This is a genomic window from Leeuwenhoekiella sp. NPDC079379, assembly GCF_044542075.1.
Classification (GTDB): domain Bacteria; phylum Bacteroidota; class Bacteroidia; order Flavobacteriales; family Flavobacteriaceae; genus Leeuwenhoekiella.
Genome location: NZ_JBITTU010000007.1, coordinates 112,493 through 134,256, shown reverse-complemented (window position 1 = coordinate 134,256; position 21,764 = coordinate 112,493). Strand labels below are relative to the sequence as shown.

General features: G+C 36.9%; 18 protein-coding genes. 9 read left to right on the top strand and 9 right to left on the bottom strand.

Annotated features, from left to right (window positions below; all coding sequences use genetic code 11):
* Window positions 1-54: 54 nt before the first annotated feature.
* The 5 genes from lpdA to msrB (ACIGAM_RS13900) all read right to left on the bottom strand — a co-directional run bounded on the left by lpdA (window position 55) and on the right by msrB (ACIGAM_RS13900) (window position 3,685).
* Complete coding sequence (gene lpdA, locus ACIGAM_RS13920) at window positions 55-1,431, bottom strand: dihydrolipoyl dehydrogenase (RefSeq protein WP_396512066.1); 1,377 nt, start codon at window positions 1,429-1,431, stop codon at window positions 55-57.
* Window positions 1,432-1,516: 85 nt separating this feature from the next.
* Window positions 1,517-2,086 (bottom strand): uracil-DNA glycosylase family protein, encoded by a 570-nt coding sequence (locus ACIGAM_RS13915; RefSeq protein WP_396512064.1) that lies wholly within the window; start codon window positions 2,084-2,086, stop codon window positions 1,517-1,519.
* A 22-nt stretch (window positions 2,087-2,108) separates the two neighbouring features.
* Window positions 2,109-2,654, bottom strand: coding sequence for a collagen-like protein (locus tag ACIGAM_RS13910; protein WP_396512062.1), 546 nt, complete (start codon window positions 2,652-2,654; stop codon window positions 2,109-2,111).
* Between the two features lie 81 nt (window positions 2,655-2,735).
* The gene (gene msrB / locus ACIGAM_RS13905) at window positions 2,736-3,137 is read right to left on the bottom strand and encodes a peptide-methionine (R)-S-oxide reductase MsrB (protein ID WP_396512061.1); all 402 of its coding nucleotides are present in this window, start codon (window positions 3,135-3,137) and stop codon (window positions 2,736-2,738) included.
* 77 nt (window positions 3,138-3,214) lie between these two features.
* A complete protein-coding gene (msrB, locus tag ACIGAM_RS13900) occupies window positions 3,215-3,685 on the bottom strand; it encodes a peptide-methionine (R)-S-oxide reductase MsrB (protein ID WP_396512060.1) in 471 nt (156 codons plus the stop codon).
* 180 nt (window positions 3,686-3,865) lie between these two features.
* Here msrB (ACIGAM_RS13900) and ACIGAM_RS13895 point away from each other — a divergent pair, with 180 nt between their 5' ends.
* The 6 genes from ACIGAM_RS13895 (at window position 3,866) to ACIGAM_RS13870 (ending at window position 14,210) form a co-directional block, all read left to right on the top strand.
* Window positions 3,866-5,800, top strand: a complete 1,935-nt coding sequence (locus tag ACIGAM_RS13895) for an alpha-1,4-glucan--maltose-1-phosphate maltosyltransferase (RefSeq protein ID WP_396512058.1) — start codon at window positions 3,866-3,868, stop codon at window positions 5,798-5,800.
* Window positions 5,801-5,840: 40 nt separating this feature from the next.
* Window positions 5,841-7,478 carry a trehalose synthase gene (locus tag ACIGAM_RS13890; protein ID WP_396512057.1) on the top strand — a complete coding sequence of 546 codons (1,638 nt, stop codon included), beginning with the start codon at window positions 5,841-5,843 and terminating at the stop codon, window positions 7,476-7,478.
* Window positions 7,471-9,393, top strand: a complete 1,923-nt coding sequence (glgB, locus tag ACIGAM_RS13885) for a 1,4-alpha-glucan branching protein GlgB (RefSeq protein ID WP_396512056.1) — start codon at window positions 7,471-7,473, stop codon at window positions 9,391-9,393. Before ACIGAM_RS13890 ends, glgB begins: the two co-directional genes overlap by 8 nt.
* A gap of 107 nt (window positions 9,394-9,500) precedes the next feature.
* Window positions 9,501-11,894: a glycoside hydrolase family 31 protein gene (locus ACIGAM_RS13880; protein WP_396512054.1), complete on the top strand. Its 2,394-nt coding sequence runs from the start codon at window positions 9,501-9,503 to the stop codon at window positions 11,892-11,894.
* 86 nt (window positions 11,895-11,980) lie between these two features.
* Complete coding sequence (locus ACIGAM_RS13875) at window positions 11,981-12,793, top strand: M48 family metallopeptidase (protein ID WP_396512052.1); 813 nt, start codon at window positions 11,981-11,983, stop codon at window positions 12,791-12,793.
* A gap of 82 nt (window positions 12,794-12,875) precedes the next feature.
* Window positions 12,876-14,210 (top strand): MFS transporter, encoded by a 1,335-nt coding sequence (locus ACIGAM_RS13870; protein ID WP_396512050.1) that lies wholly within the window; start codon window positions 12,876-12,878, stop codon window positions 14,208-14,210.
* A 61-nt stretch (window positions 14,211-14,271) separates the two neighbouring features.
* Here ACIGAM_RS13870 and ACIGAM_RS13865 read toward each other — a convergent pair whose 3' ends face one another.
* From ACIGAM_RS13865 to ACIGAM_RS13850, 4 genes are read right to left on the bottom strand one after another with little or no spacing between them, the layout of a single operon-like run.
* Window positions 14,272-15,000, bottom strand: coding sequence for a head GIN domain-containing protein (locus ACIGAM_RS13865; protein WP_396512048.1), 729 nt, complete (start codon window positions 14,998-15,000; stop codon window positions 14,272-14,274).
* Window positions 15,001-15,018: 18 nt separating this feature from the next.
* On the bottom strand, window positions 15,019-16,119 hold the full coding sequence (locus ACIGAM_RS13860) for a hypothetical protein (RefSeq protein WP_396512047.1): 1,101 nt from the start codon (window positions 16,117-16,119) through the stop codon (window positions 15,019-15,021).
* Complete coding sequence (locus ACIGAM_RS13855; RefSeq protein WP_396512045.1) at window positions 16,100-16,639, bottom strand: hypothetical protein; 540 nt, start codon at window positions 16,637-16,639, stop codon at window positions 16,100-16,102. The genes ACIGAM_RS13860 and ACIGAM_RS13855 overlap by 20 nt, the downstream gene beginning before the upstream one ends.
* Window positions 16,640-16,644: 5 nt before the next feature.
* A complete protein-coding gene (locus ACIGAM_RS13850) occupies window positions 16,645-17,202 on the bottom strand; it encodes an RNA polymerase sigma factor (protein ID WP_396512044.1) in 558 nt (185 codons plus the stop codon).
* 226 nt (window positions 17,203-17,428) lie between these two features.
* Between ACIGAM_RS13850 and lon the strand changes: the two genes are divergently transcribed.
* The 3 genes from lon to cmk all read left to right on the top strand — a co-directional run bounded on the left by lon (window position 17,429) and on the right by cmk (window position 21,764).
* Window positions 17,429-19,879 carry an endopeptidase La gene (lon, locus tag ACIGAM_RS13845; RefSeq protein ID WP_396512043.1) on the top strand — a complete coding sequence of 817 codons (2,451 nt, stop codon included), beginning with the start codon at window positions 17,429-17,431 and terminating at the stop codon, window positions 19,877-19,879.
* A gap of 117 nt (window positions 19,880-19,996) precedes the next feature.
* The gene (gene porQ, locus ACIGAM_RS13840) at window positions 19,997-21,016 is read left to right on the top strand and encodes a type IX secretion system protein PorQ (protein ID WP_396512153.1); all 1,020 of its coding nucleotides are present in this window, start codon (window positions 19,997-19,999) and stop codon (window positions 21,014-21,016) included.
* Window positions 21,017-21,068: 52 nt separating this feature from the next.
* Window positions 21,069-21,764, top strand: a complete 696-nt coding sequence (gene cmk / locus ACIGAM_RS13835; protein WP_396512041.1) for a (d)CMP kinase — start codon at window positions 21,069-21,071, stop codon at window positions 21,762-21,764.

Sequence of the window (21,764 nt, the reverse complement as noted above, 5' to 3'; positions counted from 1 at the left end):
TTTTAGTTTTACCTAAAGTCTAAAGTCTAAAGTCTAAAGTCTAAAGTCTAAAGTCTATAAGTGTATCACTTCATCGTAAGCAGCAGCAACAGCTTCCATCACTGCTTCACTCATAGTAGGATGCGGGTGAATAGCTTTTAGGACTTCGTGACCAGTAGTTTCTAGCTTACGTCCTAAAACAGCTTCAGCAATCATATCGGTAACGCCGGCGCCTATCATATGGCAACCTAACCACTCCCCATATTTTGCATCAAAAATCACTTTTACAAAGCCATCTTTGTTACCAGAAGCACTTGCTTTACCAGATGCAGAGAACGGAAACTTACCTATTTTAAGTTCGTAACCAGCTTCTTTAGCTTGTTTTTCAGTCATACCTACAGATGCAATCTCAGGTGAAGCGTATGTACAACCGGGGATGTTTCCGTAGTCTAATTTTTCAACATGCATTCCTGCAAGTTTTTCAACACAAAGTATTCCTTCTGCAGAAGCAACATGAGCCAAGGCTGGTCCCGGTGTGATGTCACCTATTGCATAATAACCCGGTATATTTGTTTGATACCAGTCATTTACAATCACTTTATCTTTATCTGTAATAATACCTACATCTTCAAGGCCTATACCTTCAATGTTAGTTTTAATACCCACAGCAGAAAGGATGATATCTGCTTGTAGTTTTTCTTCTCCTTTAGCTGTTTTTACAGTTGCAACAACGCCATCGCCAGAAGTATCAACAGACTCAACAGAAGAGTTGGTCATTATTTTAATACCGGTCTTTTTAAGACTGCGTTCAAACTGTTTAGATACTTCTTCATCTTCAACAGGAACAATATTTGGCATAAACTCAACAATAGTAACTTCGGTTCCCATAGAGTTGTAAAAACTTCCGAACTCACAACCTATAGCACCAGAACCTACAATGATCATACTTTTGGGTTGATCTTTTAAGGTCATTGCCTCACGGTAGCCTATTACTTTTTTACCGTCTTGTGGTAAGCTAGGTAATTCGCGAGAGCGAGCACCGGTAGCGATGATAATATTATCTGCACTATATTCAGTACCATCAACGTCAATTTTTTTACCCGCTTTTAGTTTTCCAAAACCGTTTATAACGTCAATTTTATTTTTCTTCATTAAGAATTGAACTCCTTTGCTCATTCCTTCTGCAACACCGCGGCTACGTTTTACTACGGCATCAAAATCTTTATCTGCACCCTCTACTTTAAGACCGTAGTCTTCTGCATGTTTTAGATATTCAAAAACCTGTGCGCTTTTTAGAAGGGCTTTTGTAGGGATACAACCCCAGTTTAAACAAACACCTCCAAGGCTTTCTTTTTCTACAATAGCGGTTTTAAAACCTAATTGTGAAGCACGAATAGCTGTAACATAACCACCGGGTCCACTCCCTAAGACAATAATATCGTATTTACTCATAGTTATCAGTGAAATTTGAAGCGACAAATTTACACATAAAAAGCCTAAAAAACGAACCGGAACTTCTCTGGATTTACACGTTGTTTTATAGCTGCAATCGGTGCTTGATTTCCTGTTGTAAGTGAGGAAGCACATCGGTTAAAAACCACTTGTTTTTATTTATCCAGAAGTGATTTACGGGTGAGGGATGAGGGAGGACAAAATATTTTGGTAAGTAATCAACAAAATTCTGAATACGCTTTGTGAGGGATAGCTTGTCTTTTAGATAATAGCTTTGCGCATGGTTACCAATTAAAATATAAAGTGGATTTTCTTCAAATTTTTCTACAACCTGCTGGTGCCATAGTGGAGCGCACTCGGGTCTGGGAGGTAAATCGCCCGTTTTACTTTTCCCAGGAAAGCAAAATCCTAAGGGTAATACCGCAAAATTATCGGGATTATAAAAGAGTTCTTCATCAACTCCTAACCATTCTCGTAGACGCCTTCCACTAGGGTCATCCCAGGCAAGAGATTTTTCGTGAGCAATTCTTCCGGGCGCCTGACTTGCTAAAATGATTTTACTTTTTGGCGTAGCCGAAATAATAGGGTTAGCACCCAAAGGCAAAAAAGGCTTACAAACGGTACAATTGCGTATTTCCGTGAGTAAGCCTTTCATAAAATTTATTTAATAAGATTCTTTAGTCTAATACTTGAATATCAGATTCCTTTAATTCTAAAGTTGACATTACTTCATTATAATTTGAGAAGTTTCCATTAAAATCCTGAGCATATTCAGCAGGAATGACTACAATTCTTACTTTTTGATTTGAGACGGCAGCATCATTTAAAGTACTTAAATCGAAGTTTCCAACAATATTCAATTCTACGCTATCAAATGTATAATTGAACTCATACTGAAATTCACCACTAGCATCAAAAAAAGTAATTGGCATTAATTTCCATAAATCTGTTGGTTGACCATCTGATGCAGTGACAGTCCCGTCTGCTAGATATACTAATACTGCATCTCCCTCTAGTACTTCTACTCCATCAAAAGGAATAGGGTTTTGAGTAAACCATTCATTATTTGCGCTATCATAAACGTAATCTATGTCTGTAACTTCAAACACAGCACTTAGCGTATTTATTCCATCAAGACCATCTATTCCATCTCTTCCGTCAGAACCGGAACAAGAGGCAAGTATTATGGTAAATAAGCTAAGAATTATTGTTATTTTTTTCATGTTTTAGTTTTTTAATTAATTTACATTTTAAAGTATATCAAGAGTTGTTCCAAAAAAATACTCCTTGAGTTTATTTATAAATTACTGATTTGTCTCAAAGTCTATTGAAGCGCTATTAACACAATAACGCTGTCCAGTTTTTGTGGGGCCATCATCAAATACGTGGCCTAAGTGGCTCCCGCAGTTTGCACAAAGTATTTCGGTGCGCATCATTCCTAAGGTAGTATCACGTACATATTCTACAGCACCTTCTATAGACTCGTCAAAGCTTGGCCAGCCACAGCCGCTTTCAAATTTACTGTTTGCTTTAAACAGTTTTGCATCACAAGCGCCACAGTGATAGCTTCCATTTTTATCAAAATGCAAATTATATTTACCGGTATGTGGTCGTTCTGTACCACTTTGACGTAGCACATAATACCGTTCTGGTCCCAGCTGTTCTTTCCACTCAGCTTCTGTTTTTTGTATAGGGTATTCTTTCATGACTAGTTTTTTTTCATTTCCGTAACTACGGAAATCTCTCATTAATTCTTTTATTACTTAAATGCAAAGTTCAGTGCTTAATTCGCAGGAACAAATTTTAGAGCGTCACCATTAATACAGTGGCGCTTACCCGTTGGTTTTGGTCCATCATCAAACACGTGACCTAAGTGACCGCCACAGGTTGCACAATGTTCTTCGTTGCGGGTATACCCTAATTTTTGGTCTGTAGAAAATGCTACATTACCTTCAATGTAGTCGTAAAATGATGGCCAGCCGGTCCCACTATCAAACTTAGTATTGCTTTTAAAAACCGGTGTTTCACAAGCTGCACATACGTAAGTTCCTTCCTTTTTAATATTAAGCAATTCACTGCTAAAGGGGCGTTCTGTACCTTCTTCCCTAAGAATGTAAAATTGCTCTGATGTTAAAGAAGCTTTCCATTCTGCTTCTGTTTTATTAACTTCAAAAGATTCTTTTTTTTCTTTTTGTGCTGTGCCTTTACATGCGGTTAAGGAAACCAAAAGGCTAAGTATTACTAATTTTCTCATAGATCTATTTTTTGATAAAATTAATTAAAGCGTAAAGCTTGCCGCAGTATTGGTCGATTATTTAACAAAAGCCTAACTAACAGACTCTTTTTGTTAAAGAGTCGTCAAATTAGTATTTTACGTACTCATATAATTAATTAGTGCTAATTTTAGGTATCAACTTTTAAAACATATTCAATTTTGACACGAGAACGTATCGTAATACAAAATATAGAGCCCCAATTACAAAATGGTGAGTTTTTTATAAAAAGAGTAGTAGGAGAGTTAATTGAGGTAACCGCAGATGTACTGGGAGACGGTCACGACGTGTTACAGGCAGAAATTTGTTACAATTGGGAGCATTCTAAAAACTGGGAAACGATACGGCTAACACCTCTAGAGAATGATGTGTATACCGGTGTATTTAATGTTGAAAATCAGGGTTTTTACGATTATAAAATTAGTGGTTGGATAGATCACGCCTTAAACTGGCAGCACGGTATTGAAGCAAAACTAAAGGATGGTCAATACGTGAAGAGTGAGTTGTTAGATGGTATTCAGTATATAAAAGCCATTGAAAAGCAGCTTGATAAGGAGGGTAAGAAGTATTTAAAAAATGCTAAGGAAGCTTTTGCAGATGAAGCGCGTTATGATGAGGCTATAGCAATAGCGCAATCTGGCGATCTACACCAAATATTTTTAGACAACCCTACCCGCAAATTTGCTAAAGACAGTAAGGTACTTCAGGTTTATGTAGACCGAAAAAAGGCTGGTTTTAGTACGTGGTATGAGTTTTTTCCTAGATCAGCGAGTGAAGTGCCCGGTAAGCACGGTACGTTTAAAGATTGTGAGCGTTTATTGCCTCGCGTTGCAGCTATGGGGTTTGATACATTGTATTTTCCTCCCATACATCCCATAGGAGAAGTAAATCGAAAAGGAAAAAATAACGCTGTTAATGCTGCTGAAGGAGATAGCGGTGTGCCGTGGGGAATAGGTTCTAAATTTGGAGGTCATAAAGCGATACATCCTGAACTGGGTTCTGAGAAAGACTTTAAACATTTAATTAAAAAGGCAGATGCAATGGGGATTGAAATTGCAATGGATCTTGCGTTTCAGGCAGCACCTGATCATCCTTACCTTAAACAACACCCATCCTGGTTTAAGAAACGACCAGACGGTACAATGCAATATGCAGAAAACCCGCCTAAAAAATATCAGGATATTGTAAACTTTAATTGGGAATCTGATGACTACAAAGACCTGTGGAAAGAGCTTTTAAGTGTAGCTTTCCATTGGATAGATTTAGGAATAAATATCTTTAGAGTAGATAACCCGCATACCAAGCCATTTTACTTCTGGAACTGGTTTATTTCAGAAATCAAGAAAAAACATCCAGATGTGTTGTTCTTAGCCGAGGCATTCTCCAGACCTAAGGTAATGCAGCAATTAGGTAAAGAGGGTTACAGCCAGTCTTACACCTATTTTACGTGGAGAACGAGCAAACACGAGCTAACGCAGTATATGACTGAGCTTACACAAACCAAACAAAAAGAATACTACAGACCTAATTTTTGGCCCAATACTCCAGATATAAATCCGTATCATTTGCAAGGAGCAAATGAAGCGCAGCATCTAATAAGGTATGCGCTAGCAGCAACGATGAGCAGTAATATAGGTCTCTATGGTCCTGTTTATGAATTTATGGTTTCTGAAGCCGTACCCGGGAAAGAAGAGTATTATAATTCTGAAAAGTATCAGGTTCAGCATTGGGATTGGAACACAGATAATAAACTGATACGTGTAATAACTAAAATTAACGCCATACGTAAGGAGCAAGCTGCACTGCAGCAGACTAATAATATTAGATTTTGTGAGATAGGTAATGAAGGCCTTATCGCATATTATAAATGGAATCAAGACATGACTAACGAACTTCTAATCGTTGCAAGTCTTGACCCGTATTACAAACAATCAGGAAGAGTACGACTACCTTATGAGTTAATGCGTCATACCCCGGGCGCGCATATTATGGTAAAAGATTTGATAACTGACAGCACATATCATTGGAATGAAGAATGGAATTATATTGAGCTGCACCCATCATTGCCTTTTCATATTTTCCAGATTTTTAGGTAAAAACAGCTAATATTAAAAACTAACAAAGAACAAATAAACTATGAGTCAGGATAATCAGGGAGCGGGGAGTTGTTTAATACACTATGATGTAGAATGGAAAAACTTACTAGAAGAAGAGCGCTTTAGAAAAGAGCTCTGTGAGAATATCCTTGAGCAATATATTTTAAATCAACGTTGGTATGGCGGTAAAGCAAGTGCTTTAAAGTATATAGAAATTATTGATGATTTTCCTATTGAGCGAGAAGGAGATTTATTTTATGGTATCGTTCTCGAAGTGAATTACAAGGAAGCTTTTGTTCAAAATTATTTTCTACCCGTTGCATTTGTTACAGATGCAGAACTTATAGGGGATAACTACATAGTACGTATAAAATTAAATGGGGTAGAAGGCTATCTCGTTGATGCGCTTATTTTAGAATCATTTAGAAAGCAAATATTTGAAAAAATACTCGAGGGTGATAAGTTTAAATATAAAGAAGTAGCTTACAGACGAGGACGTACTAATGAGGCAAAGTGTTATGAGAGTAGCAGACTTATGGGCGTTGAGCAAAGTAATACATCAATAATTTATAATGATAAATACATTCTAAAAATATTCAGAAGGGTTTATGTAGATGAAAATCCCGATTATGAGATTAGTAAGTATTTAACAATGAAGGGGACATTTACTAATACTCCAAAATATCTAGGAAGTATAACATTGCGCTTTAGTAATAAAAATGTAATTACATTAGGCTTACTGCAGGCTTTAGTACCTAATCAAGGTGATGCGTGGGAGTATTTTACACACGAAGTAAAACTTATATTTGAAGAATTATCAAGACAAAAACCAAATGTAGATTTTCTACAAGCCACTAAATATCTGCAGCAAATACCCATAGATCAGATTCCATCAGAAATTTTAGCCTGGTGTCCTCAAAGTTTTTTTACAGATGTGGCACAGATAGCAAAACGTACTGCTCAGATGCATATTGCGCTGGGATCAGAGCGATCTAACACAGCATTTACCCCACAGGCTTTTGGAAATGATTATACTGTATGGTTAAAAAACCGTCTTATTTATCAGTTTGAAAACCGAATAAATTTAGTTGAAAATAACATTTATAAGCTTAATGGATTAGCGCTTGAACTAGCTGAAGAACTGCTGAGTAAGAAAAAAATTATACGAAAACAGCTTCTTGATTTTGATGAAGATAAACTTAAAAGTGAGCGTATACGTATTCACGGCGATTATCATCTAGGGCAAATTTTAGTTCAGGATCACGATTTTTATATAATTGATTTTGAAGGTGAGCCAGAGAGCACAATTAGGGACCGTAAAGTAAAGCAACCTCCTATAAAAGATATTGCGGGTATATTTAGATCTTTTAATTATGCTATTTATGCTACCATATTTAATAACGAGAGTGAACTTAATCTTAATCAGGAAGATCTTTTTAAAATAGCAGACGTCTTATATAGCCATATCGTAGGAGTATTTTTAAAGACCTATATTACAGAAGTTCAAACAGCCAATTTAAACATAGGCTACATTAAAGAAATCGAATTTTTATTGCAATATTGCTTGCTTGAAAAAGCGGTGTATGAGCTGGGTTATGAGCTAAATGCCAGACCCACCTGGGCAATTATTCCCCTAAAAGGAATCTCAAATATACTTAACCAACAAAATTATGAGTAACGTACAAGTGTATAGTCTTTTTTCTGACTTTGATATAGATCTTTTTAAATCCGGAAAACATTTTAGACTCTATGAAAAACTAGGTTCACATCCCACAACCGTTAATGGCGTAAAGGGTACTTATTTTGCAGTATGGGCTCCTAGCGCAAAAGCAGTATCGGTTGTGGGAGACTTTAATTTTTGGATAGAAGGTGATCATAAACTTAATGTACGTTGGGATGGTAGCGGAATTTGGGAAGGGTTTTTACCGGGAGTCGCAGCCGGCACTATTTATAAATACAAAATACAGTCTACTAATAATGATATAAAGACTGAAAAAGCAGATCCGTTTGCACGTAGAGCAGAACACCCGCCTAAGACAGCATCTGTAGTTTATGAAGCAGATTACAAGTGGAAGGATAAGAAGTGGATGGCAAGCCGAAGTACCAAAAATGCACTTGATGCTCCGTACTCTGTTTATGAAGTTCATTTAAGCTCCTGGAGAAAAACAGGAGAAGAAAACCGAAGTCTCAGCTATACAGAAATGGCAGACGATCTGGTGAGCTATGTTAAGGATATGCAGTTTACTCATGTTGAGTTTATGCCCATTATGGAGTATCCTTACGATCCTAGTTGGGGATATCAACTTACCGGATATTTTGCGCCAACATCACGTTTTGGATATCCCGAAGAATTTAAATTACTTATAGATAAATTTCACCAGGCTGGCATAGGTGTTATTCTAGACTGGGTTCCTTCCCATTTTCCCGAAGATCCTCATGGATTAGGAAATTTCGACGGTTCTCATTTATATGAGCATCCAGATCCTAGAAAAGGCTGGCATCCAGACTGGAAATCGTACATTTTTAATTATGGTCGTAATGAAGTACGCGCATTTTTAATTAGCAATGCATTATTCTGGCTAGATCAATATCATATTGACGGTTTGCGCGTAGATGCAGTTGCCTCTATGCTTTATCTTGATTACTCTAGAGAAGATGGGGAGTGGGAGCCTAATGAATTTGGTGGAAATCAAAATCTAGACGCCGTTTCTTTTTTTAAGGAATTGAATGTTTCTGTTTATGAGAATTTTCCTGACGTACAAACCATAGCTGAAGAGTCAACTAATTATGCAGGAGTTTCGAGTCCTGTGTTTGCAGGAGGTTTAGGTTTTGGAATGAAGTGGATGATGGGGTGGATGCACGATACACTGGAGTATTTTAAGAAAGATCCTGCATTTAGAAAATTTCATCAGCAAGACATTACCTTCAGTATGACCTATGCGTTTACCGAAAATTTTATGCTGCCGCTATCACACGATGAGGTGGTTTACGGTAAAAAATCTCTTCTAGACAGAATGCCGGGTTCAGAATGGCAACGTTTTGCGAACTTAAGGTTGATGTTTGGCTATATGTTTACGCATCCCGGAGCAAATCTAATTTTTCAAGGAGGTGAGTTTGCTCAAAGTTCAGAATGGAATTTTCAGCAAAGCTTAGACTGGCATTTACTAGAATACGAGTATCACTCTGGTATACAAAATTGCGTGCGAGATTTAAATAAATTATATAAGACATATCCTGCTCTTTATGAAAATCAGTTTAGCCGGGAAGGTTTTGAGTGGCTAGAATGGAATGACAGTGAGAATAGCGTGCTTACGTATATGAGAAAAGGCAATAAGCCAAAAGATACAGTTGTCGTAATTTGTAACTTTACACCGGTACCCCGAGAAAATTACCGCATTGGTTTACCTTCCGAAGTATTTAAAGTAAAAAAGAATCTCAAGGAGATTTTTAATAGTAATAAAACAGTTTACGGTGGGAGTGGCGATTACATTACCGATAAACTAACGGTAGAAGATATCTCTTGGAATGGTAGAGAACATTCCATACAAGTTGATTTGGCACCACTAGCATTAATGGTATATACCCTTAAGTAGTAGACTTACAGCGTTAACGTTGTAGTCACTATTTTTTAATTCTTTAGATAAAAATGAAGATGAAACCCTTACTTTAGTAGGGCTAACATAATTGTAAGGCGCGGTTTATGATCATTAATACAGAGTTAGAACAGAAGGGTAATCAATTCCCTAATGATATAAAAGAGGTACGACAAGAAGTAGATACACTGTACTTTACAACCTTAAATGAAGTCGTTTTGCAACTTACCGTTTTGCGGGATAGTGTTATACGATTTAGATATGGCACTAGAGGGATTTTAGAAGATGATTTCTCGTATGCAATAGATCCTGATAGTCATATAGGCTACAATCACCTTGAGCTTACCGAAAATAAAAATTTCTACATCGTTACTACAACGAAGCTTATTATTAAGATTGAAAAAATAAGTTTACAAACTAAAATCCTGGATAGTGAAGGGTTTTTAATTAATGAAGATGAGATAGGTTTTCATTATGAAGAGAGTTTTACTTTAGGTGGAAACATTGTAAAAATGAGTAAACGAGCTCATCCCGGAGAAACCTTTTTTGGACTGGGAGATAAGCCCGTGCACCTTAATTTAAGAGGAAAACGATTTGCCAACTGGGCTACAGATTCGTATGCTTTTGGTAAAGACACAGATCCTATTTATAAGTCTGTACCGTTTTATATAGGTCTAAAAGAAAAGAGGGCTTATGGAATCTTTTTTGACAACAGTTTCAAAACAAACTTCGATTTCTGTCAGGAACGTTTAGATGTTACTAATTTTTGGGCACCGGGAGGAGAAATGAACTATTACTTTTTCTACGGTCCTAATATGAGTGATGTGGTTGCTAATTACACCCATCTTACCGGAAAGCCAGAATTACCACCGTTATGGACTTTAGGTTTTCAGCAAAGTAAATGGAGTTATTATCCTGAAAGCACGGTAAAGTCTTTAGCTAAAAAGTTTAGAGATCTTAGAATTCCGTGTGACGGTATCTATCTGGATATTGATTATATGGAAGGTTTTAGATGCTTTACTTGGAATAAGGAATATTTTCCAGATCCTAAACGTATGGTTAAGGAGCTTGAGGCAGATGGTTTTAAAACAATTGTAATCATAGATCCCGGAATCAAAATAGATTCTAATTACTGGGTTTATAATGAGGCTTTAGAAAATAATTATTTCTGTAAACGTGCTGATGGGCCCTATATGATAGGTAAAGTTTGGCCTGGTGAATGCGCTTTTCCAGATTTTACAAATCCTGAAGTGCGTGAGTGGTGGGCTGGTCTTTTTAAAGAACTGGTAGGTGATATTGGCGTACGGGGTGTTTGGAATGATATGAATGAACCTGCAGTAATGGAGGTTCCCGGTAAAACTTTTCCTGATGATGTGCGTCACGATTATGATGGCCACCCGTGTAGTCACCGTAAAGCGCATAATGTTTATGGGACTCAAATGGCACGAGCTACTTATGAGGGTGTAAAAAAATATGTATATCCTAAGCGACCTTTAGTAATTACCAGATCTGCTTATAGCGGCGCCCAGCGTTACACCAGTTCCTGGACGGGTGATAACGTAGCAACCTGGGAGCACTTATGGATTGCAAATAATCAGGTGCAACGTATGTGTCTTTCGGGTATGTCATTTACCGGAACTGATATAGGCGGTTTTGCAGAGCAGCCTACTGGTGAGCTTTTTGCACGCTGGATTCAATTGGGCGTTTTTCATCCATTTTGCAGAGTACATTCTTCGGGACACCACGGTGATCAGGAGCCGTGGACTTTTGGCGATGAGATAACCGATATTACTCGTGGCTTTATTGAAATGCGCTATACCTTTCTTCCCTATCTGTATACGATGTTCTATGAGTATGCCACTAAAGGGATACCTATGATAAAACCTCTGGTGTATTATGATCAGGAGGATCCACATACAAACTATCGCACAGATGAATTTATCTTTGGCAACAATATTTTAGTCTGTCCTATATTAGAACCTAATTCTAAGGGAAGGCGTATGTATCTTGCGCGCGGTACCTGGTATGATTTCTGGGATAAAACAGTTATTGAAGGTGGGCGTGAAATGTGGGTAGATGCAGACTTAGATCGCATACCTATGTTTGTTAAAGAAGGCTCTATAATACCTAGATATCCCGTTCAGCAGTATGTAGATGAGAAGGTAATTACAGAGTTAAAACTTGATGTGTATTACAAGATAGGTAAAGAAGCTTCTCAGGTTTATGAAGATGCTAATGACGGTTATGACTATAAAAAGGGACGCTTTAGTCTTCGCAATTTAAATTTAACAGGCAAAGAACGTGAGTTAACTATTCAGCAACACAAATCAGGTAGTTTTGAAACTTCGTACAATACCATAAAACTGCACTTGATAGGCCTGCCATTTGTTATTAAATCAATTACGGTAGACAATGTTGATTATGATTTAAATAATCTTGATAAAGAGGGTAAATACCTGAAACTTAATAAGAATTTTACGGTTGTACATCTTATAGGTTAGGATGTCTATTGCTAAAGTTTAGCTAATGTAGCGTGTCGCATTAGGCATAATTTGTAAATTTCGCTCACTAACTAAATATAATTTAAATGAAATCTAAATCGATACTTCTGGCACTTGTAGCTGTGCTTTTTATAGTAAGCTGTAAGACGAGTCCATTTACAGGTAAGCAAACGCTTAATAGATACGATAATTCTACGTTGTTTCCTATGGCATTTCAACAATACGATGCTTTTTTAAAGGAGAATAAGGTTGTAAAAGGTACTGCAGATGCACAAATGGTGCAACGTGTGGGATCTAATATCGCAAAAGCTGCAGAACGCTATATGACCGCTTTAGGATATCCTAATTATCTTGATGATTACCGTTGGGAATATAACTTAGTTCAGGATGAAGCTATAAATGCATTCTGTATGCCTGGTGGTAAAATTGTAGTGTACACAGGTATTTTACCTATTGCACAGGATGAAGCTGGCTTAGCCATGATTTTAGGGCACGAGCTTGCTCACGCATTAGCAAATCACGGAGGTCAACGTATGACTGCAGGAGAAGCACAATCTGTGGTAGGCGCAGTAGGTGGTTTAGCCTTAGGTGATTCTAAATCTGGACAACTTTTTAATCAGTACTACGGTACTGCAAGTACTATAGGTGCTATTTTACCTTTTAGCAGAAGTCACGAGTCTGAAGCAGATGAAATAGGTACTATCATAGCTGCAATTGCAGGTTACGATCCTTATGCGGCTCCTAAACTGTGGGAACGTATGAAAGCTGCAGGAGGTTCAGGAACTTCTGAAATCTTGAGTACACACCCTTCACCAGACACTCGTATTCAAGCTTTAACGGCTATCGCTCCTAGAGCAGTCACCGAAGCTAAAAAGTTTGGAGTTACTTCGTTTAAATAGGTAACAATAAAATAAAAAAGTAAAAGCCGCTCTATTAGAGCGGCTTTCTTAATTTAGGGCTTTCAACAAGGAGCATTTATCTATGGAAGTTTTACCTAAAGGAAGTAAAAAATTATTGAATGCCTGGGCGTTCTACGACTGGGCAAACTCAGTGTACAGTCTTGTAATAGCATCTGCAGTTTTTCCAATTTTTTATGGCGCACTAACGCTGGTAAAAGATGAGAACGGAAAAATACTAGATGATACAGTTACATTTCTAGGCATAGACTTTAATAACGATACGCTAATTAGTTATGTTACGGCTGCTGCATTTTTAGTTGTTTCTGTGTTAAGTCCGTTGTTAAGTGGTATTGCAGATTACATAGGAAACAAGAAGAGTTTTATGAAATTCTTCTGTTATCTGGGAGCAGTTTCGTGTATTGGCCTTTTCTGGTTTGATATGGAATACCTATGGTTCGGTCTGCTTTGTTATTTTCTGGCGCTAATCGGTTTTTGGTCGAGTCTTGTATTTTACAATTCATATTTACCAAATATTGCTTTCCCAGAACAGCAAGATAAAATAAGTGCAAAGGGATATTCTTTAGGGTATATAGGAAGCGTTATCCTACTGGTGTTATGTCTTGCAATGATTTTAATGTACGAGACATTTGGTTTCGAAGATGAAGGTTTGCCCACACGATTATCTTTTATTCTTACAGGTTTGTGGTGGATAGGTTTTAGCCAGTATAGCTATTATTATTTACCAAAGGGAAACAAAAAAGAGAAATTCACAAAAGATCTTTTATTTAACGGGTTTAAAGAACTTAAAAAAATCTGGAAAAAACTGAAATCAGATAAACCCATGCGTACGTATCTGACCGCTTTTTTTGTATACAGTATGGCTGTGCAAACTATAATGCTCGTGGCTACCTATTTTGGAATTGAAGAGTTAGACTGGGGTACTACAAACAGTACCACAGGATTAATTGTAAGTATTTTATTAATTCAGCTTGTAGCAGTTTTAGGAGCCTGGCTAACCTCTAAGGCATCAGCAAGATTTGGAAATATTCAAACGCTTATAGTTATTAACTGTATCTGGATTGCGATTTGCATTTACGCTTATACAATCACCACGCCATTTGAATTTTATTTTACAGCAGCTTTTGTAGGTTTAGTTATGGGAGGTATTCAATCCCTGTCGCGTTCTACCTATTCAAAATTAATTCCGGAAGGGGAGAAAGACACGGCTTCGTATTTTAGCTTTTATGATGTTTCTGAAAAGATAGGAATTGTAATAGGTATGTTGAGTTATGGTTATGTTGCACAACTTACAGGAAGTGTCAGGTATGCCATTCTGTTTTTTATCGTCTTTTTTATTGCCGGTGTAATCCTTTTACTTTTTGTTCCGCGGAAACGTATTACAGAAACTTTAAAATAAAAAAAGGCTGCTTATTTAGGCAGCCTTTTTCAGATTAATATTTTGATTGATGTATATAATCTTAGTTGCTCACACTTCCTGAACCTACTATTTTAGAACTTACATTATTAGGTTTCCCAGAGTAGCGAATATCGCCAGAACCTGCTACGCTTGCTTTTAAATCACCGCCATCACAGTTTAAGCTTATATCACCAGAACCTGCCACGCTTGCTTCAGCATCTGTACTATTTAAATCTGAAGCGTCTAGATCGCCACTTCCTGCTACTTTTAAAATACTCTTATCAGATTTTCCACTTAATGTCAAATCTCCAGAGCCCGCTACTGAAGCACTAATATTTTTGGCGTTAACCTCAAGAACCATATCACCACTACCAGCAACAGCACACTCAAATTGATCTGCCGTAATAAGATCTTTGCCTATAATGTCTCCAGAACCTGCCATGCTAACTTTGCTAATATCTTCAAACGGGACCGTAATCGTAATAACATTATTTCTACTGGTATTTAAATTATAACCGTCTTTCGTATAAATTTTAAGTTTGTTTCCTTTAACCTCAGTAATAATATACTCTTGTAGATTATCTTCAGCTTCTACGCTAATTTTCCCTTCTTTTCCTGCGATTAAAATCACATCAAAAGACCCGGCGACTCCTACTTCATCATAATCACTTAAATCCCGATTATTGGTAACTAGATTACCATTTCCCTGTATTTTTTTTCCGCCCCAGAATTGTGCGTTTGCCGTTGTAGCGATTGAGATAAGCGCCACGATAAGTGTAAATTTTTTCATGTTGATTATGTTTCTTGATTAATTGACTTTATATAAACTTACTCCACCATATTCAGAATTTATAATGAATGTATTTTTTGACGAAGGGTTACCATAATAGCCTTCATAATATTTATCTGTTGACTCAATTTGTCTTTTTGTGACTTCAAAATTTTCATCTCCTTTAAGACTTGCGTAATCAAGTTTAATTGTGAATTTAAAATTAGCATTAGCATTGTAACCCACTTTTACGCCTGCGTACTCTGTGTTTATACGTACATTTCCGGCATTTGCGGTGATTTCTTCAATTTTAAGAGAACCGTAATCCATATTAATATCTAGCACGCCATTTATTTTGCCCAGTCGCACAGTTAGATAGTCTGAACTCCCTTCAATATTACTTACGACATTAGCGCTGATGCTTCCGTAGTCACAATTGTACTTAAGGTATTTTACATTTCCAAAGCTTGATTTGGTGTAATCTGCATTCAATAAAACTTTATCTGCTTTTTCTAGTGTAAACGAACTATAGTCTGCGCTAATCTTTCCGCTTTTCATATACGCAATATTAGAGTTGTTTGTATAGTCAAAACTCAATAAGTTATTATCACCTAGTAACTCTCCTATATCTAGATGACCATAGTCACAAGATATTTTTGCCTGACCTTTAATTTTATCGAGAGAAATGCCACCATAGTCATTACTTAGATCTGCATTATTTGTAACAGGCATTTTAATTTTATAATTAATTTCCATGTTTACATTGTTGCTTCCAGATGTAAAGGCGCTCCACCACGAGTTGCTACTTTCCGAGATTTCAGTATATGCAGAAACCATGGTTGCATCACCTTGAAATTTAACATCAATCTCGTTAAGTTTTTTGATTACCTTATCTTCGTCATTACCGTTAGTCTTGACAATAACTTCAATCGTAATGCGGTTTTGATCCCAGGCGATTACATCTACGTTGCCATAGCTATTATTAATTTTAAGTAGTGCATTTGCATTTACCGTGTATTCTTTAGATATTTTTTTCTCTTTAGTATATCTGCCTCCTAACTTAGGATCTGTAGTATGTGCAATTGCAGAAAACGTAGAGAAAAACAGAAGTAGTATAAATTTAAAGTAGTTGGTTTTCATAATCTGTATTTTTGATTGATTCAATTTCTTCTAAAACTGAAGTTAATAAGTTTATGCGTGCTTGAAAGTTTGAGATCATCGCATAAATAACACGTTTATCTTCACCACTTTCGGTTAAGTCTTTAGTCAGTTTTGAGTAATCGCTTTCTAAGACTTTTAGTTGCTTTAGCGCATCGTTTACTAGTTTTTGAGTTTGAGGGGTTCGGGCTTCATTAAGGTTATATAATTCTTCTTCAATAGCTTTAGTAAAAAAGTCTTGTGTTTTTGCCATTTCTGGAGAAACAGTTGCCAGATCTGCGTTTACAGGTGTATTTAGGGAGCTGTAACCTGCAAATACCAATACGAGTACTGCAGCGGCCGCGGCTAGTGGTCTCCACCAATTTAGTTTACGTAGCGGGGTTTTATTTACCGTAGTACCATTTAATTTATCTAAAAAACGAACCTCGTGATCCTGGGCTGGTTCAGCGATATCAAAACAGTTTCGCTGTTCTTCAAACCAGTTATCTAAATTATTTTTCATAGTAACTAATCTCTAATTAAATCACTTAATTTTTTTCGTAAGCTGTCTTTTGCTCTTGATACTGTAGTTCTGCAATTAGCATAACTAATGTTTAAAATTTCACTCATTTCTTCATAATCAAAACCTTCTATTAGATTTAAGGTAAGCGCAACTCTGTAATTTTCTTTAAGTTCGTTCATCGTCTGCAGTACGCGCTGAACTTCAAAACTACTGGTATCGCAATCTGTAATACCTTGATCGTCTTCAAGCTTATATAGCGAGTCATCCAGGTCATCTTCTTTTAGGCGTTTACTTTTATTATAGCTACTTATGCTATTGTTAACCACAATACGTTTTAACCAGCTTCCAAACGAGGATTCTGCATTATAGCTGTCTAGCTTAGTAAAAGCACTTAAAAAAGATTCTTGCATGATGTCTTCTGCCTCATTACTATCTTTCACAATACGCAATGAGGTGTTGTACATCGCTTTATAATAGCGTTTGTAAACAGCAAGTTGTGCCTGCTGATTTCCGTTTTTACATTGCTCTAAAAGCAAATCAATGTGATGGTTAGTTGTGTTCAATTGGTTTGTGCTTCATTATAAAGATAGACCTGTTTTTACTTTGTTACAGTTGCCTTCAAAATATTTCATTTATAAGTTCTTTACGGTGGCATATTAATTGAATTATACAGAGCGTAAGAAAGCCTGAAAGTCTTTAATATAGTGCTTTGCAGGTCTTTAAATCAAATAAAAAAAGTTTACATTCCACATTATTAATTCAATTTGTGACAATGTGACGTTAAATAGTATGGCTAGAACAAAATTTACAAATCTTGACAATCTGTCATTGCAGGATTTTGATGGTGAAGCAGATTTAATCCCATTGATGACTCCTGAAGACGAGGAAGAGATAAATAAAGAAGAATTACCCGAAACCTTACCCATTTTACCACTTAGAAATACGGTATTGTTTCCCGGAGTTGTAATCCCAATTACAGCAGGACGCGATATGTCTATAGATCTTATTAATGAGGCAAACAAGGGTTCAAAAATTATTGGAGTAGTTTCTCAAAAAGATGAATCTGTAGAAAATCCTACGGCAGATGATATAAATACAACTGGTGTGGTTGCTCGAATTCTTAGAGTATTAAAAATGCCAGACGGTAATGTAACAGTGATTATACAGGGCAAAAAGCGTTTTAATATCGCTGAGGTTATTACCGAAAAACCGTATATAGTTGCTACCGTTCGTGAAGTTCCTGAACTGCGCCCGGAGAAAGGCAATGAAGAATTTAAGGCTATAATTGAGTCTATTAAGGAGCAGGCATTGCAAATTATTAAGCAATCACCTAATATTCCTAGTGAAGCGGGCTTTGCAATTAAGAATATTGAAAGCGAGTCGTTTTTAATCAATTTTGTGAGTTCAAATATGAACCTTACGGTTGAAGAAAAACAGAAACTTTTAGAAATTGGAGATTTAAAAGAGCGTGCTTTGCAGACACTGCGTCATATGAATACCGAGATGCAGAAGTTAGAGCTTAAGAACGATATTCAAAATCGTGTGCATAATGACATGAGTCAGCAGCAAAGGGAGTATTTTTTGCACCAGCAAATGAAGACCATTCAGGAAGAACTAGGCGGTGTTTCTCAAGAAGACGAGCTAGAAGAGATGCGCTTACGCGGAAAGAAAAAGAAATGGGATGAGAAGGTTGCGAAGCACTTCAATAAAGAGCTCGCAAAAATGCAACGTATGAATCCGCAGGTGGCAGAGTATAGCATTCAGCGTAATTATCTTGATTTATTTTTAGACCTTCCGTGGAATAAATTTAGTAAAGATAAATTTGACTTAAAACGTGCAAAGCGAATTCTAGATCGCGATCATTATGGTCTTGATGATGTAAAAAAACGAATTATAGAATATCTCGCAGTGCTAAAACTGCGTAACGATATGAAGTCGCCTATTTTGTGTTTATATGGCCCTCCGGGAGTAGGTAAAACATCATTAGGTAAATCTGTAGCAGAGGCGTTAGGACGTGAATATGTGCGTATGAGTCTAGGTGGGTTACGTGATGAGGCAGAAATACGTGGTCACCGTAAAACCTACATAGGTGCTATGCCTGGTCGTATATTACAAAGTCTTAAAAAGGCAGGGACCAGTAATCCGGTTTTTGTTTTAGATGAGGTAGATAAATTAAGTAACAGCAATCAGGGAGATCCTTCTTCGGCATTATTAGAAGTTCTAGATCCTGAGCAAAATGCAGAATTTCACGATAATTTTTTAGAACTGGGCTTTGACCTCTCTAAAGTAATGTTTATTGCAACTGCAAACAACTTAGGTGCAATACAGCCTGCGCTACGCGATCGTATGGAGATAATAAATGTCACCGGTTATACTATCGAAGAAAAGGTAGAAATAGGTAAGCGTCATTTATTGCCAAAACAGCTAAAAGAACACGGTGTAAAAGATGATCAGTTAAAAATAGCTAAACCTCAATTAGAAAAAATAGTTGAAGGCTATACACGAGAATCTGGGGTACGTGGCTTAGAAAAGCAAATTGCTAAAATGGTGCGTTATGCGGCAAAAAATTTAGCGATGGAAGAGGAGTACAAAGTAAAAGTTGATAACGAGATTGTTATTGATGTTTTAGGATCTCCTAAGCTAGAGCGTAATAAATATGAGAATAATGACGTCGCGGGTGTTGTAACTGGTCTCGCCTGGACACAGGTAGGCGGTGATATTTTATTTATAGAATCTATTTTATCTAAAGGAAAAGGAGTTCTTTCGGTAACCGGGAACTTGGGTAAAGTGATGAAAGAAAGTGCTACCCTTGCATTAGAATACATTAAATCTAATGCAGAATTGCTGGGTCTTGATTCACTGGTTTTTGAGAAATATAATGTGCATATTCACGTGCCTGAAGGTGCAACCCCAAAAGATGGACCTAGTGCCGGTATTACTATGCTAACCTCTTTAGTGTCTTTATTCACACAGCGCAAAGTGAAAAAGAGTCTTGCAATGACGGGAGAAATTACCTTAAGAGGTAAAGTACTTCCTGTAGGCGGAATAAAAGAAAAAATTCTGGCAGCAAAGCGCGCACACATAAAAGAGATTATCATGTGTAGAGAAAATGAGCGTGACATTAAAGAAATTAATGAAGAGTATTTAAAAGGTCTTACTTTTCATTATGTAAATGATATGAGCGAAGTGCTTGATATCGCTCTTACAAATGAGAAGGTCAAGAATGCAAAAGAGCTATAAAATTAGTTTTTAATAATACTAAAACCCGTTAGCGTGTATGCTAGCGGGTTTTTTTATGGGCTAGAAATAAAGTATTATTGTAAGCGTTTTAATGATGACCGGGAGCCTATTTTATTTATGCTAAAAAAACTACTAGCTCTTATTTTTGTATGTTATGCTTCGGGTCTCTGGGCTCAACTGGGAGGGAGGTCTACTTATCAATTTCTTAATTTAGTATCTTCTCCTAAACAGGCTGCTATGGGAGGTAAAGTAGTTACCGATTATAGTTACGATCCCACAGCTGCATTATTTAATCCTGCGACGATTAATGCAGCGATGGATAATCAACTTTCACTCAACTATGTCAACTATCTTGCAGATGTGAATTACGGAACGGCGAGTTATGCTTATTTGTATGACAGGCGTACGCAGGTAATTCACGCCGGAGTTACCTATGTTAATTACGGAAATTTCTCGGGTTATGATGAGCAAGGTAATGCGACATCAGATTTTAGTGGTGGGGAAGTAGCGTTGTCGTTAGGCTACGCATATAATATTCCATATACCGATTTTTTTATTGGAGTAAATTTAAAGTTGATATCTTCAAAATTAGAACAATACAGTTCCCTGGGAGGTGCAGTAGACTTAGGTTTTATCTATGTAAATGAAGATTTGAAACTTAATATAGGAGGCGTGGTGCGTAATTTGGGAACACAGTTTACGGCTTATGATGCGGTTTATGAAAAGCTTCCGTTAGAGATTGATTTAGGGATCTCACAACAACCAGCACACATACCACTACGCTGGCATTTTACATTAGAAAACCTCCAAAACTGGAATCTTGCATTTGAAAATCCAAACAGAGCAACTTCAGATTTAAATGGAAATACAACTCCCGAAACGATACGTTTTTTTGATGAGGTGCTTCGGCATATGATTATAGGAGCAGAATTGTTTCCAGATAAAGGTTTCAATATTCGTGTGGGATACAACCTGCGCAGAGCAGAAGAATTACGGATTCTAGATCAGCGTAGTTTTGCAGGTCTTAGTGCCGGTTTTTCTGTTAAGTTTAATAAATTGCGGCTTAGTTACAGCTACGCCAGATACAACAGCGCAGCGAGTTCAGGATTTTTTGGTTTAAATATGGACTTAAGGTAAAGCAAGGCTCTGTTTTAATAAAAGCTACATTCTAATCTTCAATTTTAAAAATTTGAAAAAGATAACTATAGCCATTGACGGCTTCTCATCTACAGGCAAAAGTACAGTCGCAAAAATGCTGGCTAAAGAATTAGACTATATTTATGTAGATACCGGTGCGATGTATAGAGCTGTAACCTTATTTGCGATGCGGAAACTCTTTATAAAAGAAGGGCATTTTGATAAAGAGGCATTAATACGTAATCTGTTTCTAGTATCGGTAAATTTTAAATTGAATCCGATTACAGGGATTGCAGATGTTTATTTAAATAATGAAAATGTAGAAAAGGAAATTAGAACTCTCGAGGTTTCTAATTTTGTTAGTCCTATTGCTGCTATTTCTGAAGTGCGCCAACTTCTCGTTCAAAAGCAACATGAGATGGGAAAAGAAAAGGGTATTGTGATGGATGGTCGCGATATTGGGACGGTTGTTTTTCCTGATGCAGAACTTAAAGTATTTATGACTGCCAGTGCAGACGAGCGTGCTCGCAGACGTTATGATGAGCTCATTGCTAAGGGTGATGATGTAAGTTTTGAGGCGGTTTTAGAAAATGTGCAAAAGCGTGATCAGCTAGATACTTCTCGTGAAGATTCTCCACTTGTGCAAGCAGATGATGCCATACTATTAGATAATACACATACTAATATAGAAGACCAGTTTAATATACTTCTTCAGTTAGCGAAAGACCGTATTTACGGAAGATGCTAA